Below are 17,405 nucleotides of genomic sequence, written 5' to 3'. Positions count from 1 at the left end.
ACGTTATAAACCTGCTTTCAGAGAGAATGTGAACTGTCTTGGTATAGGCAGGGCTACACCACCTGAATTGAAGAATTCCGGGTCCTGGCCATTCAAACGGTCATCTGAATAGATCAGCCAGACGTTGTTGGCTACCAGGCTGACAGACAGATTGTTAAAGCCCGCACGGCGTATCATTCTCGGCGGCAGATTGTAGGACAGTGATACCTGTTTCAGCCTTACAAAATCTCCATCAGCCACGCGGGCGGTAGAGTAGTTGTAGTTGTTGTAAGGGGTGGCGCCATTCAGCAGGGACTGGCTAAGCTTATCCATCACAGAAGGCACGTCGGTACGGTTCTCATCACCAGGTAATGTCCAGCGGTTCAGGAAGTCGTTCGAGCTGGCGTCCAGATCGGAGTAGATCTGTTTGAAGCCGGGATTCAGCCGGATCTTGTTACCCGTGCTGTAGGTCACCAGGGCAGAGAGCGCAAAGTTGCTGTAACGAAGGCTGTTGTACCAGCCTCCTGTCAACGTTGGATCTACCGGGCCGTTGTACACCAGGTTTTCTACCTTAGGGCTCTGCAGATATACATTGCCACTTTTGATACCATCCTGGTTGGTAAATAGCGGGGTACCATCTTTGGGGTTCAGGCCTTCAAACGGTATGGAATAAAGCCCCCGTACCGGATGACCGACAGTAGCTCCGCCTTCTGCCACCACGAGGTCCCAGATGATAGGAATGTTCTGCAGGTTGGTGATTTCCCCTTTGTTATAACCCAGGGTCAGCTGGGTGCGCAATCCCCATTTGCTTTCATTGACGATATTATAACCGATGGTTGCTTCTACCCCGTGCGACTTCATGTCCCCATAGTTAGCGATCTTGATGCTCTCGCCGCCAATACCGGAGGTACGGATAGGGCCTATCAGGTCAAAGCCCTTACGGAGATAACCATCCACGGTAATGCTTAGTTTATCCTGGAACAGACCTGCGTCAATACCGACGTTGGCTTCGTATTGTTTCTCCCATGTCAGCTCAGAGTTTTCCAGGCTCTGTATGTAGATGGAAGATTCTATTTCGGAAAGATAAGGGCGGTCGGTGCTGCGGTTCTGCAATACTACACTTGAGTTCCGCGCATTACCCATACTGCCTGTAAGACCGTAGGTGGCTCTCAGTGTGAGCCTGTTGACGGTGTTCTGTCCCCGCATAAAATCTTCCGTGTCCACGTTCCACGAACCGCTTACATTCCAGGTAGGCAGCCAGCGTGCTGTACGGGATTCCCCCAGCAGGTTCGACCCGTCATAGCGGATGCTCGCGTTAAAGTTATATTTCCCTTTATAGGAATAGGCAGCATTGGCCAGATATGCCAGGTAGCGGTCATAGTTCATGCCCATGCTGTAGTAGTTGAAGTTATTTTCAACATTCTGCTTGATAATATTCGGATCTATGAAGGGCACGCCGCCTTTGTCAAACTGGTAGCCATAACCATCGAATTGCCTGTTCTGCCGGTTGGCATAGCGCAATTCCTGTGCTCCGAGGAAGTTGATGAGGTGAATGTCATTCCAGTTCTTGCTGAACTCTACTGTATTGCGGAAGTAATAGCTCACCAGGTAATCATCCTCCGTAGTATAAATACCGCCATAAGGCAATACTACCACAGGTTCTGCCTCCGGATCATCAGGATTGCGGTAAAGGAAGCGGTTCCTGTCCCGGATGGTGGCATCGCCGGCTGCCCGGTAGGCCTGGGGCATATTGGAGTTTTCCCTGATCTTGTGTTCCTGGGAGGACTTTACATAACGAATGTTGCCCAGGAATGTATATTTCAGGTTCTTCAGGACCTTATAGGAGAAATCGCCTTGTAGTTTAATATCGAGCTGACTGAGGTCGATGTTGTTGTTGCGTTGCTCATTTACAATATTGAAAGGGGCGAAGTTGCGTGTAAAATATTCCAGCTTGCCGCTTTCGTCATATGCGGTGAGCGCGCGGCTGGTATTGAGTGCGTAGCTGTAAGGATTGATGTCAAAATCGCGGTCGAACTGCCCGGTAACAGGATTGCTGTTCCTGTTCAGCGTACCCGCCACCCGCTGGTCGCGGATCACGGCCTGTGTGATGAATCCAAATGATACTTTGTCGCTGATATTGTAATTGGCCCTTACGTTGCCGGTAAAGCGCTTCAGTTTATCTGCTATCGTCCAGCCCTGGTCCTGCAGGAAGCTGGTGGATACGTAGAGCTGTGATTTATCTGTACCGGAGGACACGCTCAGGGAATGTTCCTGCATAAAAGAATTGCGGAACAGTACATCGAACCAGTTGGTATTGGCCTTCGCGTATCTTTCCAGGAACTGGCGTTTGGACTCGGGGCTGTTGTACAAGCCGAACTGGCCGTTGGTGGCATTATAGGTGTCAATGAGATTGTACATCTTGGTATAGACGCCGCCATTCTCTGCACGGGTGGCATCGGAGTGGTTCAGCCAGCCCTTCAGGGACAGTTCATTATAGAACGCCATCTGGTCGTCAGACTTCATGATGTCGAACTGGTCGTAGGTAGGCTTGAGATAAGTTGAGAAGTTGCCGGTATAGGAGATAACAGGTTTGCCGACCTTTCCTTTTTTGGTAGTGATCACCACTACGCCGTTCATAGCGCGGGCACCATAGAGTGAGGTAGCGGCGGCATCTTTCAGGATCTGGAAACTCTCGATATCGTCGGGGTTCAGTCCTGCCACAGAAGAACCCAGCAGGGTAGCAGGGTTACCGGTGGAAAGCTGCTCGTTGGAAACATTGATCACATCTTCCAGTACAACACCATCCACCACCCAGAGCGGTTTATTGTCGCCGGTAATGGAGGTAGCCCCACGCACGCGGATCTTAGGTGCAGCACCAAAGGTACCGGATACGTTCTGTACACTTACACCTGCCACCTGACCTTCCAGCATACGGCTGGCATCAGTAATACCATCACGTTTAACGTCGGAGGCTTTGACGCTGGCAGCGGCGCCGGTAAAGAGTTTACGGTCAATGGTCTGGTACCCGGTCACCACCACTTCTTTCAGAGCGCTGATGTCTTCCTCCAGGATGAGATTGACCGGTGTGGCGGCCGAAACCCGCAATTCCCGGGACTTATATCCGACCATGGAAAAGGTAAGGGTAGCGCCCTTTTTCACCCGTAACGTATAGGCGCCGGCGGCATCGGTAACAGTGCCGTTGACGGTGCCTTTTTCAATTACATTGATGCCGGGAATGGCCTCGGGACGCCCGCTCTTACCGTATACGCGAACAATACCGGTAACAGTTTCCGTGGCAGGCTGCTGTTGCTGGAATGATCCGTAACTGTCTGGTGAGACAGCTTTACTGGTCAGGGGAGAGGCGTTTGCATGGATTTCGCAGAATGCACTGCATACAAGCAGGCATAACCACTTTGCTTTTGGGTTTAAAATGTACATACTACAGATTTTGGTTGCCCATCAAGGAGCTGAAAGAAAAACGATTACACTATAATACTCAGGATTATTACTTACTAAGGATAAATCAACGCAATTCTACATACAGTTGTCAGTCACAGAACCCTCTACTAACTTACGCAATATTTTCCTTTTCTTTGTGGATCAATCCATCACGTTTTGCAGAGAAGAGAATTACGCGTTATACTGGTATCACTCATCGTCAGTTTTATTCTGACGGGAACCAAATTCGCGGCATGGTACGTGACCAATTCTGTCGCTATTCTATCTGACGCCCTCGAATCCATTATTAACGTCGTTGCCGGCGCTTTTGCCTGCTACAGCATTTACCTGACGGGGAAGCCAAAGGATCAGAATCATCCTTACGGACATGGAAAAGTAGAGTTTTTCTCTATCGGTTTTGAGGGGGCCATGATCTTTATTGCCGGCCTGCTTATTCTTTTCAAGACAGCACAGTATTTCTTCGATCCGACATCACTTGACAAACTGGACAAAGGCCTATGGCTGGTGGCAGGTACCACGCTGGCCAACCTGGTATTGGGAGTATTCCTGGTGCGGGAGGGTAAAAAATTGTCTTCACTGACCATCTCCGGAAATGGCCAGCACATTATGACAGATGTGTACAGTAGTGTGGGACTGATAGCCGCCCTGTTGCTGATCCATGTAACCGGCTGGCAATGGATAGATCCGCTGGCATCATTGCTGATGGGCGTGCTGATCTTACGGAAAGGGTATCAGTTGCTGAGAACCTCTATTTCAGGTCTGATGGATGAAACAGATATGCGTGTAGTGGACAGGGTGATAGCCATCCTGAGTGCTCACAGACGCGCTAACTGGATCGACATACACAATATGAGAGTACAGCAATATGGAAATAACTATCATATAGACTGTCATCTGACCCTGCCTTATTACCTGGAGCTCAGCGATGCGCATGACGAGTTAAAAGCGCTGGAGCGACTGGTAAATGGTGAATTTTCGTCCGGAGAAGTCGAATTCTTTATACATACAGACCCCTGTATCCCGCTCTGCTGTCATTATTGTCAGCTGACAGACTGCCCGGTAAGACAGGATAAATTTACAGGACTGATCGGGTGGACAAGAGAGAATGTGTTACCTAACCGGAAACACGGTGAATAATTATTCTTCCCCATCCTCAGTGCCATGCCCCAGGATGGCGCTGATCGGTTTTACTGCACGGTAGATGTTGCGATTATATTTGTTACCCAGGATGATGATGGTAGAAGTATCTTTAATAATACGGTTGAATACTGTATTGTTGCCATGCCACCAGCCATTGTGATACACTATTTCGCTGCTGTCCGGATTGACCAGTAATCTCCAGCCTAGGCCGTAATTGCGGATGCCTGGTTTCTCATGACTGTAAGGAGTGTAGGCTGCTTTGATGGTTTCTTCCGTGAACAGCTCGCCGCTGTAAAGCGCCTGGTCCCATTTGAGCATATCTCTGGCAGTACTGTAGATGCCTTTGTCGCCTACCACACCATCGAAATATGTATCGGGCTCCAGCTGGCCATTGTATTTATGACTGGCGGTCTGATGAGGACGTACGGCTGTAGCAGGGGCGTACACAAAGGTATTGGTCATGCCCAGGGGACTAAAAAAGGTCTTTTGCATGAAGTCGGCATACTTCTGTCCGCTTACCTTTTCGATAACGGATCCCAGCAGCATATAGTTGGTGTTACAATACTGGAAATGCGTGTTGGGAGTATGTTGCAGACGCGGACGGTGTTTGATCATCAGCTGGATCACATCGTCATTGGAGAGAAACCTGTCCTTGTCGGGCCAGATGCTATCGCAGAAGTAGAGGTAGTTGGGCAGGCCACTGCGGTGAGACAGTAGCATCTGGATCGTAATACCTTTATATGGAAATTGCGGATAATATTTCTGTACGGAATCTGTCAGACTGAGTTGCTGTTTCTCCATCAGGTAGAGAATGCCCATAGCTGTAAAGGTCTTGGACACGGATGCCAGCTGGAAGGAAGAACTATCGTTCAATGCTGACTTTTTGTTCCGGTAGTTCTCAAGACCGTGGTAGCGTTCGAATATCACCACACCTTTTTTTGCCACCAGCATGGCGCCATTGAAGCCGGATCGGACGAGATTCTGATAAAAAGCTGTCAGTTCTGTCTGTTGTGCCTTGGTTACGGATGAGTTAAGAACGGCGAGCGCTGCTTCGCTCAATACTTCAGCCCGGGGAGTGTCTGTTGTTTTGGATTTACGATAGCTATTAGCCGCATTACTCTGGCATGCGGTAATGGCATATAAAGCAATACCTGAGATGGTCAATACAATATAAGCTGCTTTCATTCTGCTAGTTAGACTCTGTTCTGTTTCTGCTTAATTTTAAAGGCGCTAAAATTAGGCCCTAATGATCTGTTACACAAAAAAAACAGTCCTGAAAATCCGATTTTAAAGGTATTTTAAGATTTAAACCTCTAAAACGGTCAAAAAAGGCCAAATGTGATATAATTTTTGACGAAATCAAATTTGAAGGACCGACTGTTTGATAATTGCTTAACATCTTTTAGGTTTGTGCCTTCGTTTGGCCATATAACAATTATTAAGCCAATTGTTTATTGCAATTGGTAACACATAAAATAAAATCATGGATCAGCAAAAGTTGACAAGTTATCCGAAGGAGAAGATCAATATTTTATTGTTGGAGAATATCAGCGATGCCGCAGTGGCGGAATTTACATCGGCAGGATATGCTAATGTAAAACGACTGTCGGGGGCATTGGGCGAAGAAGATCTGATCCGTGAAGTAAAAGATGTTCATCTGCTGGGGATCCGTTCCAAGACCCAGATCACAAGGAAAGTACTGGAGGCCGCTCATAAGCTGCAGGCAATTGGCTGCTTCTGTATCGGCACCAACCAGGTAGACCTGAAGAGCGCCCGTGAGATGGGGGTAGCAGTGTTCAATGCACCTTATTCAAATACCCGCTCTGTAGCGGAACTGGTGATCGGCCTGTCCATTATGCTGATACGCCGTATACCAGACAAGAATACAGCGGCACATGAGGGTGTGTGGATGAAAGAGGCTAAAGGTAGTTACGAACTGCGTGGCAAGTCGCTGGGTATTGTGGGCTACGGTAACATCGGCAGCCAGGTGAGCGTACTGGCAGAAGCCATGGGTATGAACGTGTTCTACTATGATGTGGAAACCAAACTGCCACTGGGTAATGCGGTACAGATCCGCAGCCTGGAGTCGCTGTTCGAAATGGCGGATATCATATCCCTGCACGTGCCGTCCACCAAGACCACTGCCAATATGATCAACAAAGAGACGCTGAAATACACCAAGAAAGGTGCGATCTTCATCAACTACGCCCGCGGCGAGGTAGTGGAGCTGAACGACCTGAAAGATGCGTTGACCAGTGGACACCTGTCAGGAGCTGCTATTGACGTATTCCCTGTGGAGCCGGAAAAGAATGGCGCTGCCTTCTCGACGCCACTGCAAAAGCTGCCTAACGTCATCCTGACGCCGCACATCGGAGGAAGCACAGAGGAAGCACAGCACAACATCGGGCTGGATGTGAGCAGCAAAATGCTGAACTACCTGGAAAAAGGGGCCAGCTTCGGTTCTCATACCATTCCTGCTATCAGCGTACCGGCTATTGATCATACGCACCGTATCCTGCATATTCACCAGAACGTGCCGGGTGTGTTGTCTGAGATCAATACGGTGTTATCCCAGAATAAGATCAACATCCTGGGGCAGTACCTGAAAACCAACGATACCATCGGTTACGTGGTATTGGATGTAGACAGTAAATTGTCCAAGGAAGCATTCTCCTTACTAAGGGAAGTGAACCATACGATCAAAGCAAGACTGTTATATTAATAGCAACGGTCTGTAAAATATAAGGGTGTCCGCCATTTGGTGGACACCCTTTTGCTTTTTTGATCCTGCTATGAATCGTTATTCAGCTTTCTGCACTTTAACTCGCTGGTGATAGCTACCGCTGGAAATATCCAGGATGTACATGCCTCTTGGCAGACTGCTCACGTTTAAGAAATAAGTGGATTGTTTAGATCTAACCACAGTGCGTAATACCTGCTTTCCTGAGAAATCATAGATCGCAACAGTGTGGGAAGAGATCTTAGCTGGTAATGTGTAGTTGAGTTGTGAGCCAAATGGGTTCGGGTACACAATACCTGCTGCAGGTTGTGCTGCTTCTACCGGAGCGGATACGGCCAGTGTAGCAGCTGAAGCCACAGGACCCACTATGGTGAAATTGAATTTCTCCCATCCGTCAATCGTAGCTCGGTTACAGTTCATGGCCTGCTCTGCGTTTTCGGAAGAAACATACATACCATTATTCCCTCTCAGTGAAATGGTTCCGTCGGCGTTGGTGATCCAGTCGAATGCTTCATAGGAAGCAGCCGTTGTACGGTTACAGTTCATCGCTTTGGTGCCATTTTCAGAAGAAACGAATTTACCCATGCTGCGCAGGTTTACTTTCCCGTTGCCGGCATCGAGAACGGAAAACTGTTCCCATGTCTGCGGAGCAGGTCTGTCACACATCATGGCTGTAGTGCCATTCTCACCGCTTACATAGAGACCATTGCTGCCTCTCAGGGTGACCACCTGGCCAATAGGGATGACAGACGGCGGATTGGTAGCTGAAGAGAAACGGAGCCAGTTAAGATTGAAACCGGCTGCTGCCACCTGCACACGCAGTGTCTGTTCGCCTGCTGTCAGATCAACTGTGTCGGTCACAGTAGCCCAGGTTTGCCATGCACCGGTAACCGGTACAGTAACGCTGCCCAGTACTGCACCATCTTTTCTCAGTTCGATAGCGCCGCCGAGGGTCTGGCTGGCAACCCTGAATTCAACCTTGTAAGATCCTGCAGTCTGAACGTTCACTTTGTAATCGAGCCAATCACCGGCATCGGTATAACCGATATTCTGTCCGCCGCCGGCATCAGTTGTCGTTTCCATCTGAATACCGCTCATCGTGGTGAAGTTCTCTGCCTGCACGGTACCGGGAACAGGGATGGCAGGAGCGGGGCCCGGGTCTACGCCACCCAGCCACAGTAATCCGTCAATGAGGAATCTGTTCTGGATCTCGCTGGCGAAGGTTGAAGATGTCTGTGTGTTGGTCTGGTAGTTCATTGCGTTATGCCCGAAGTTGGCATAGAGCATTTTGTAGTTCTTGTTGGTCCACATAATCGGATAGTAACCACTATACCAGATATTGCCGGCCTGGTTTCCCAGTGGGAAGCTCACAGGATCTACAGATGCGAGCACCCTGATGTTGCTGTTGTTGCGCAGGTCGTTCTGCCAGCCATACCATTCGCTGACAGCGGAGGTGAATGTAGCCGGCAGGCGCAGTGTGCTTGGGTGTGTACGGTCGTCAACACGCAATGTAGCGCTTGACGGTCCCCATGTGTTGGTACGGAAATTACCGGTGCCGAGGAACGTGTTGTGATACCAGCTCCAGGCGTTAGCATTGTCTGTGTACGCACAAACATGGAAACCCATCCATCCGCCGCCATTCTGCATATAAGTCTGGAATGCGGAGCGTTGCGATGCGGAGGCTGGTAAGTCATCCAGGAAGAGCACTACCTGGTAGTTTGCAAGGAAACCGGCGTTCAGGTTGTCCCAGTTGGTGGTGGCTTCATAGGAGAATCCGTACTGGGCGGCAATTTGCGGAAACCACTGATTGGCTTCTTTTACGAAGGCAATGTGTGCCGCATCATAAGTGCCGTGGTAGAAAGCGATAACCTTGAAACGGGGCGTTTGCGCCCTGACGTGGAATACTGCAGACAGCAGCAGAAATACGAATAATGCGAACGCACGCATTACCCGCTTGTAATGGAAATTGCAGGTTGTCATGAGGGACAATTTAATAGTTATTACGAGGGTGGTATAGGTACCTATCAGTTCCAAATTAACTAAAATTACTATACCAGACAAAAAGAAAGGCGCCCCGGAATAACCGGGACGCCTTTGCCTATTGTACTTTACACTTCTACTATCTGATAGCGGTTACTTCACCTTTCACGATATTCACTGCACCACCGAGCACTTTCTTGTAGCTCAGCATCCATACGTAAGTACCATTTTCAACCAGGGCGCCTTTGTATCGGCCATCCCATCCGGTTTTCTGGTCTTTACTCAGGAAGATCAGCTCACCCCAACGGTTGTAGATACGTAAGTCGTAATCGTACATCGGACCTCTAACGACTGGTTTGAAGATGTCGTTATGTCCGTCACCATTTGGTGTGAAGCCATTCGGGAAGTGAGGCTTCGGCTCACATGGCTGGTAGCTTACAGCTATCTGGTCCGTCAGAGAGCCACATTCGTTAGACACTGTGACAGTATAGATTCCAGGACCGGTTACTTTGAAGGTAGATCCGGTAGAACCATCCTGCCAGCGGATACTGTTGCCAGCACCTGCGTTAACTCTCAGTGTCAGGTCTTCACCGATACACAGTGTGGTGTCACGACCCAGGTTGATCTCAGGAATACCTGCTACAGTTACATTCACACTATCCATGGTTATTCTTGAACAGAACCTGTCCATAACAGACACTACATATTTACCAGGCATTACTATTTCTCTGATCGGAGTGGTCTCACCGTCATTCCAGAGGTAAGAGATCGCATCAGGGTGGGTAGCATCTACTACTACACGTCCACCGGTACAGAACTCTCTATCTGGTCCGAGGTCAATATCCAGATCAGGTCTTTCAGTTACAGTCACCATATCTGTAACCACACAACCATTACGTGTTACGGTTACTTCATAAGTACCTGCTTTTGATACAACGATAGAGTTGGTTGTTTCACCGGTGCTCCAGCGTACGCTACCACCGTCTGGTTCAACGGTCAGCAGCAGGGTTTCATTCGGACAGATCTCTGAATCATCAGTCAGCGTGATAGCAGGAGGCGTACCCACTGTTACTGTAGCTTCCTCATGAGTCGTACAACCGTTCAGTGTAACATCTACACTGTAAGTGCCCGACATGTTTACTGTAATTGAAGCGGTAGTTTCACCTGTGCTCCATACATAGGTAGCACCCTGTACATAAGCGTTCAATCTGACGGACTGGCCTTCACAGATCGCAGTATCCGGGATGTTCACTACAGGAGGCATATTTACTGTCACATTGATAGCGTCTGTTGTAGAACAGATACCGTTTGTAACAGTTACGGTGTAGGCACCGGCAGTTGTTACGTCGATGGTCTGGGTGGTTGCACCGGTTGACCAGCGGATGTCGTAAGCTGCGTTGTCGACACCAGCATCGAGGGTGATGCTGCTACCCTGACAGATAGCTACATCGGCGCCCAGTTCAACTACTGGTTTAGTTACATACTGCAGGTCGTAAGTGATAGGATCGGATACACAACCTGTTACACCGTCGGTTACGATGAAGGTAGCCTGTGTAGCACCGTTCAGGTCGAACACGTTGCTGCTCTGTGTCAGCGGTGTGCTTACTGCGGTAGCAGGAACTACGCTCACCAGGGTGAATCTTGGTCTGCTCACCTTGTTCTGCAGCATGATCGCAAACTTGGTGTTGTTAGAACAGTTAGCAGGCAGTTGAGGATCCAGAGCCGGTTTAGGACAAGGATTCACAGTGATTGTCTGCACACGTTCGATAGCCGCATTGCCACATGCATCGGAGATGGTCCATCTTCTTGTGATGGTATAACCGGCACACAGGTCAACTGTAAACGGATCCTGTGTCATAGTCGCCTTCTTAGGGAAGGTAGCATCACAGTTGTCGCGTGCATACAGGGTAGCAGCAGCAGGGATAGCATCACCACAATTCAGTGTTACGTTTGCCGGAGCAGGATCGATCACTGGTCTGGTGGTATCCGTTACTGTTATTACCTGACGGATAGTCGCGGTATTGTTACATTGATCCTTAGCGGTCCAGATACGGATCAGGCGGTAGTTGCTTGCGCATGCACCCGCAATGGTTTCGCGTGTCTGAGTGTAAGAGATCTTCACAGCGCTGCAATTGTCTGTTGCTCTCAGGTTGGTAGGCGGAGCAGGAACTGCATCACAGCTTACTGTGGTATCGGCAGGAGGTACTACGGTGAATACCGGCCTTGTTGTATCCTGTACAGTGATCACCTGTTGCATGGTGGCAGTATTACCACAATTGTCGGTGGCTGTCCAGGTACGTGTTAATCTATAGTTGCTGGTACATACAGAAGAGAGGAACTCTTTCTTCTCAGATACCTTCACTGCTACGGCAACAGTACAGTTGTCTGTGGCTGTTATCGTTGCTACGGCAGGCACTTTATCACAATCAACAGTGAGCGCCGGAGGCAGTGCCATAGAGAATCTTGGTTTGATAGTATCCTGTACAGTGAGGGTCTGCGTCAGTACGGTTTTGTTACCGCAAAGGTCAGTCGCTGTCCAGGTACGGATGATCTGGTAGTTGTCAGCACATCTGCTACCGGAGAGGTTCTTACGTACATCAACCGGCATTACAGTGATAGTACCAGGCGTACAGTTGTCAGTAGCGGTCAGCGGCTGTCCTGCAGGCACCTTATCACAATCAACAGTGATATTGGCAGGAGCAGGGGCAGTGAACACAGGAGGTGTCATATCCCTTACGGTGATCACCTGTCTGAGTGTATCGCTGGCGTTACCGCATGCATCTACAGCAACCCATTTGCGGATCAGCTGATAGTTGCTTGCACATGCACCTGGCTGATCAACTCTTACTTCGATCGGAACGATATTCAGTATACCGGTACAAGCATCGTTTGCTGTCAGGTTTACTGCTGCAGGCACTTTATCACAATCAACAGTGATGTTGGCAGGAGCTGTACTTGTGAATACAGGTGCAGTTCTGTCTACCACAGTGATAGTCTGTTGTGCCTGAGTTGTCAGACCGCAACGGTCAGTTGCTGTCCATGTACGCATGATCGTGAAGGTACAAGCGTCAACAGTTACAGTTACATCGTTATAAGTAATAGTCAGTGGCTCGTTGTCGTAAGGAGCGTGACTGAATACCGGAGTACCGAATCTGGTGGTGTAGTCAGTACCCTGTACGCAATCCACTGTCAGCGGACCAGGTACGGATATCACAACAGGCGGAACGTTCATCAGGGTCAGCATTACTGCGTTGCTGATGTTGCCTGTACATGCACCTGACATTACCACACGTCTGTACCAGGTATTCTGTGTGATCATTGGAGGCGTATAAGTTGCATTTGTACCGTTGGTAGCCACATTTACGAAGCCGGTAGTAGCACTTGTGGTGCTCACCTGCCATTGGTAAGTGAAGGTACCGTTACCACCACTCAGGGTAGCGCCCTGCAGGGTAGCAGGAGTCTGGTTAGCACAAAGCAGCTGATCTGCGGTGATGGTGTTACCCAGGATTGCAGCCTGGTTAGTCAGCACCACATCATCAGGAACTGAAGTACATGTTCCGTTGGTCAGTGTCCAGCGGAGGGTTACTGTACCTCCGGCAGGTACTGTCACACGGGTAGATGGACTGTGAATGTCAGCGATAGTAGCTGTACCGCTCACGATGGTCCAGGTACCGGCAGCGGTAGCAGGAGATGGCACGTTAGCCGCCATTGTGAAGTTAGGATCGTCACAATGAGTCTGATCTGCACCGGCAGCCGCGTTGGCTGGCATTTCGTGGTTGGTCAGTGTCACATTATCAGATGTGGTACAAGTACCATTTCTGATAGTCCAGGTCGCTGTTACAGTTACACCCGCAGGTACTGTGATCACAGCGTTCGGATTGTTCCAGTCGGTAGCAGCGATGCTTGCAGTTGTACCCGCAGGCAGGCTCCATGTACCCGTACCAACAGAAGGCGTGTTAGCAGCCATCACGAAACGGTCGTTATCGCAATGGATCATATCACCACCAGCGTTAGCAGCAGTTGGCTGTACGTAGTTGGTCAGCACAACATCGTCGGAAGTTACACAGTTACCGTTTCTGATAGTCCAGGTAGCAGTTACAGTTACACCGGCAGGTACAATGATCGCCGCATTTGGATTAGTACTGTCGGATACAGCGAATGATGCAGTAGTTCCGGCAGACAGGCTCCATTTACCTACACCAACAGATGGAGCGTTAGCCGCCATTCTGAAGGCTGGTGTGTTACACTGTTCCTGGTCAGGACCAGCAGCAGCCGCAGTTGGCTGTTGGTAGTTGGTCAGTGTTACGTTATCGGTAGTAGTACATACTCCGTTGCGGATAGTCCATGTGGCTGTTACGGTCACACCGGCAGGTACAGTTATTACCGCATTTGGATTAGTACTGTCTGCAACAGCGAATGAAGCAGTAGAACCAGCAGGCAGGCTCCATTTACCCACACCTACAGATGGCGTATTAGCAGCCATAGTGAAGGTTGGTGTGTTACACTGTGCCTGGTCAGGACCGGCAGCAGCAGGAGCTGGCGCAACATAGTTGGTCAGTCTTACAGTGTCGTTAGTAGTACATACACCGTTGGTAATAGTCCAGATAGCCTGGGCTGATTGACCCGCAGGTACGTTGATCACCGCATTTCTGTTAGTGCTGTCGGCAACAGCGAAGGAAGCTGTAGATCCAGGTACCAGGCTCCATTTACCCACGCCTACAGATGGTGCAGCAGCAGCCATGGTGAAGGTTGGTGTGTTACATTTTTCCTGGTCAGGACCGGCAGCAGCAGGAGCTGGCGCCGCATAGTTAATCAACACCACATCGTCAGTTAAAGAGCAGGTACCGTTAGTGATAGTCCAACGCAATGTTACTGTGGTACCGGCAGGTACATTAACAGTCGCAGTCGGGTTGTTTACACTAGCCGCAGGGATGGTGAATCCTGCAGGAGTAGAAGATACCACGCTCCACGCACCTGTTCCTACAGTTGCTACGTTAGCAGCCAGCGTGAAGGAAGGAGTGTTACATTGTGCCTGATCTGCACCAGCAGCCGGAGTGGTTGGCAGCGCGAAATTGATCAGTGTCACATCATCCGTAGAGGTACATGTACCGTTAGTGGTAGTCCAACGGAGTGTTACGGATGTACCGGCAGGTACAGTGATGGTAGCAGCTGGGTCGCTTATGCTCGCCGCAGGGAAGGTAAATCCTGCAGGAGTAGAAGAAACTACGCTCCATGCACCGGTTCCTACAGTTGGCGCATTAGCAGCCAGTGTGAAGGAAGGAGTATTACATTTTGTCTGGTCTGCACCAGCAGCAGCAGTTGTTGGCGGAGCATCATTTGTCAGCACTACATCGTCGTTGAGCGAGCAGGTACCGTTAGTGATAGTCCAGCGCAGCGTTACTGTTGAACCAACAGGTACAGTGATGGTAGCAGTTGGGTTGCTTACACTAGCCGCAGGGAAAGTGAATCCTGCAGGAGTAGAAGAAACTACGCTCCATGCACCTGTTCCTACAGTTGGTGCGTTAGCAGCCAGTGTGAAGGAAGTATTGTTACATTTTGTCTGATCTGCACCAGCAGCCGGAGTAGTTGGCGGTGCATCGTTTCTCAGCGTTACCGCATCAGAAACAGTACAAGAGCCATTTACTACAGTCCAGGTAGCCACTACAGAAGCACCTACAGGTACGTTGATCACAGCGCTTGGGCTGTTCTCCTGACCGGCAGTGATGGTTGCAGTAGAACCAGCAGGCAGTGTCCAGGTACCGGTACCAACAGCAGGCGTATTGGCAGCCATGGTGAAGGCGGTAGTGTTACACTGAGCCTGGTCTGGACCAGCAGCAGCAGTTGGCAGAACGTCATTCGTCAGCACTACTTCGTCAGAAACGGAGCAGGTACCATTTACAACAGTCCATGTAGCGGTTACAGTTACACCGGCAGGTACGTTGATTACCGCGGTTGGGCTGTTCTGCTGACCGGCAGTGATGGTAGCAGTAGTACCAGCAGGCAGTGTCCAGGTACCTGTACCTACCGCAGGTGTATTAGCGGCCATGGTGAAGGCAGTAGTGTTACACTTAGTCTGGTCTGCACCAGCAGTTGCAGTTGGCAGCGCGTCATTAGTTAAGGTCACTGCGTCAGAAGTGGTACATACTCCGTTAGTGATAGTCCATGTAGCTGTTACGGTTACACCGGCAGGTACAGTTATTACCGCATTCGGATTAGTACTATCTGCAACAGCGAATGAAGCAGTAGAACCAGCAGGCAGGCTCCATTTACCCACACCTACAGATGGCGTATTAGCAGCCATAGTGAAAGTGGTAGTGTTACACTGTGCCTGGTCAGGACCGGCAGCAGCAGGAGCTGGCGCAACATAGTTGGTCAGTCTTACAGTGTCATTAGTAGTACATACACCGTTGGTGATAGTCCAGATAGCCTGAACTGATTCACCCGCAGGTACGTTGATCACCGCATTTCTATTAGTACTGTCAGCAACAGCGAATGAAGCTGTTGATCCAGGTACCAGGCTCCATTTACCCACGCCTACAGATGGTGCAGCAGCAGCCATAGTGAAGGTTGGTGTGTTACAATTTTCCTGGTCAGGACCGGCAACAGCAGGAGCTGGCGCCACATAGTTGGTCAGTACTACGTCGTCTGCAGTTGAACATGAACCGTTTGTGATAGTCCATGTAGCAGTTACAGTCACACCCGCAGGTACGTTGATCACTGCATTTGGATTTGTACTGTCTGCAACAGCGAAGGAAGCAGTGGTGCCTGCTGTCAGGCTCCATTTACCTACGCCTACAGATGGTACGTTGGCAGCCATAGTGAAGGCTGGAGTGTTACATTTTTCCTGGTCAGGACCCGCAACAGCAGGTGCTGGCAGTTCATCATTGGTCAGCAGCACGGTGTCAACTGAAGGACAAACACCATTAGTGATGGTCCAGATAGCTGTTACAGTGGTACCGGTTGGTACGTTGATCACAGCATTTGGATTGTTTTCATCACCCGGAGTGATTGAACCAGGAGATCCTGCAGCCAGTGTCCAGGTACCGGTAGCACCAGGAACATCCGGAGCGTTGGCTGTCATGTTGAATGTAGGAATGTTACATTCACGCTGATCAACGCCTGCATTAGCAGGTGCCGGAGTCAGGAAGTTAGTCAGTGAAACTTCATCGAAGTTTTCACACAGACCATTCTTGATAGTCCAGCGGAGAACAGCAGTAGCACCGTTTGCAACAGTGATGTGCGCTACAGGCAGGTTCTCTTCGCCAGCCTTGATCGTAGCTGCACCGCTGATCACGGTCCAGGTACCTACAGCGCCAGGCACTGTTGGTGTATTTGCAGCTGTTACGAAGTCAGTACCAGCACATTTAGACTGGTCAGGACCTGCATCAGCTACGTCTGGTTGCGCGTAGTTAGTCAGCACCACATCATCGTTAGTAGTACATACACCGTTGGTGATAGTCCATCTCAGGGTCAGGACTGTACCAGCCGGAATGGTGATGCTGGCAGCAGGGTTATTCACCTCAGCCGCAGGGAAAGTATAGCTGGCAGGGGATACTACAGTCCATGTACCGGTTGCACCAGCCACAGACGGAGCATTAGCCGCCAGGGTAAAGGTTGAAGTATTATTACATTCTTCCTGGTCAGGACCTGCATTTGCAGGAGCTGGCGCTGCATAGTTAGTCAGCGTCACGTCGTCGCTTAAAACGCAGGTACCGTTAGTGATAGTCCAGCGGAGTGTCACGGTAGTACCAGCAGGTACGTTGATGGTAGCAGTTGGGTTGCTTACACTAGCCGCAGGGAAAGTGAATCCTGCAGGAGTAGAAGAAACTACGCTCCACGCACCGGTTCCTACAGTTGGCGCGTTAGCAGCCAGTGTGAAGGAAGGCGTATTACATTTTGTCTGATCAGCACCAGCAGCCGGAGTGGTTGGCAGTGCATTATTGGTCAGCACAACATCGTCTGTAGTTGTACAGCTGCCGTTAGTGGTAGTCCAACGCAGTGTTACCGTTGTACCGGCAGGTACGTTGATAGTTGCGGTTGGGTTGCTTACACTAGCAGCAGGGAAGGTAAATCCTGCAGGAGTAGAAGAAACTACGCTCCATGCACC

Annotated in this window: 6 protein-coding genes; 2 read left to right on the top strand and 4 right to left on the bottom strand. The window is 49.9% G+C overall.

Translation table 11 applies throughout. From position 1 onward, the window contains the following. Positions 1 to 3: 3 nt before the first annotated feature. Positions 4 to 3,417 (bottom strand): SusC/RagA family TonB-linked outer membrane protein, encoded by a 3,414-nt coding sequence (locus L3C95_RS34700; RefSeq protein ID WP_236395264.1) that lies wholly within the window; start codon positions 3,415 to 3,417, stop codon positions 4 to 6. A gap of 177 nt (positions 3,418 to 3,594) precedes the next feature. On the opposite strand from L3C95_RS34700, the gene L3C95_RS34695 reads away from it, so the two are divergent. Then, positions 3,595 to 4,575, top strand: a complete 981-nt coding sequence (locus tag L3C95_RS34695; protein ID WP_236395263.1) for a cation diffusion facilitator family transporter — start codon at positions 3,595 to 3,597, stop codon at positions 4,573 to 4,575. Here the strand turns inward: L3C95_RS34695 and L3C95_RS34690 are convergent, their stop codons facing one another. Then, positions 4,576 to 5,763 carry a serine hydrolase domain-containing protein gene (locus L3C95_RS34690; protein ID WP_236395262.1) on the bottom strand — a complete coding sequence of 396 codons (1,188 nt, stop codon included), beginning with the start codon at positions 5,761 to 5,763 and terminating at the stop codon, positions 4,576 to 4,578. A 298-nt stretch (positions 5,764 to 6,061) separates the two neighbouring features. Here L3C95_RS34690 and serA point away from each other — a divergent pair, with 298 nt between their 5' ends. Further along, positions 6,062 to 7,300, top strand: a complete 1,239-nt coding sequence (serA, locus tag L3C95_RS34685; protein WP_236395261.1) for a phosphoglycerate dehydrogenase — start codon at positions 6,062 to 6,064, stop codon at positions 7,298 to 7,300. A gap of 78 nt (positions 7,301 to 7,378) precedes the next feature. On the opposite strand, the gene L3C95_RS34680 is transcribed toward serA, so the two are convergent. Together L3C95_RS34680 and L3C95_RS34675 are read right to left on the bottom strand one after the other, a co-directional pair. Continuing rightward, the gene (locus L3C95_RS34680; protein WP_236395260.1) at positions 7,379 to 9,298 is read right to left on the bottom strand and encodes a carbohydrate-binding protein; all 1,920 of its coding nucleotides are present in this window, start codon (positions 9,296 to 9,298) and stop codon (positions 7,379 to 7,381) included. A 139-nt stretch (positions 9,299 to 9,437) separates the two neighbouring features. Beyond that, positions 9,438 to 17,405 (bottom strand): gliding motility-associated C-terminal domain-containing protein (locus L3C95_RS34675; protein ID WP_236395259.1); only part of this gene is annotated, 7,968 nt, incomplete at its 5' end.

The sequence above is a fragment of the Chitinophaga filiformis genome, from assembly GCF_021646545.1.
In the GTDB taxonomy this organism is placed as follows: domain Bacteria; phylum Bacteroidota; class Bacteroidia; order Chitinophagales; family Chitinophagaceae; genus Chitinophaga; species Chitinophaga filiformis_A.
Note: the sequence above shows the minus strand (reverse complement) of the source record. Positions and strands in the feature narration are given on the sequence as shown.

What these genes read in the sequence shown, in the direction of transcription:
- serA (WP_236395261.1), top strand. Translation starts at nt 6,062, where the DNA reads ATGGATCAGCAAAAGTTGACAAGTTATCCGAAGGAGAAGATCAATATT.
- L3C95_RS34680 (WP_236395260.1), bottom strand. Translation starts at nt 9,298, where the DNA reads ATGACAACCTGCAATTTCCATTACAAGCGGGTAATGCGTGCGTTCGCA.
- L3C95_RS34700 (WP_236395264.1), bottom strand. Translation starts at nt 3,417, where the DNA reads ATGTACATTTTAAACCCAAAAGCAAAGTGGTTATGCCTGCTTGTATGC.
- L3C95_RS34690 (WP_236395262.1), bottom strand. Translation starts at nt 5,763, where the DNA reads ATGAAAGCAGCTTATATTGTATTGACCATCTCAGGTATTGCTTTATAT.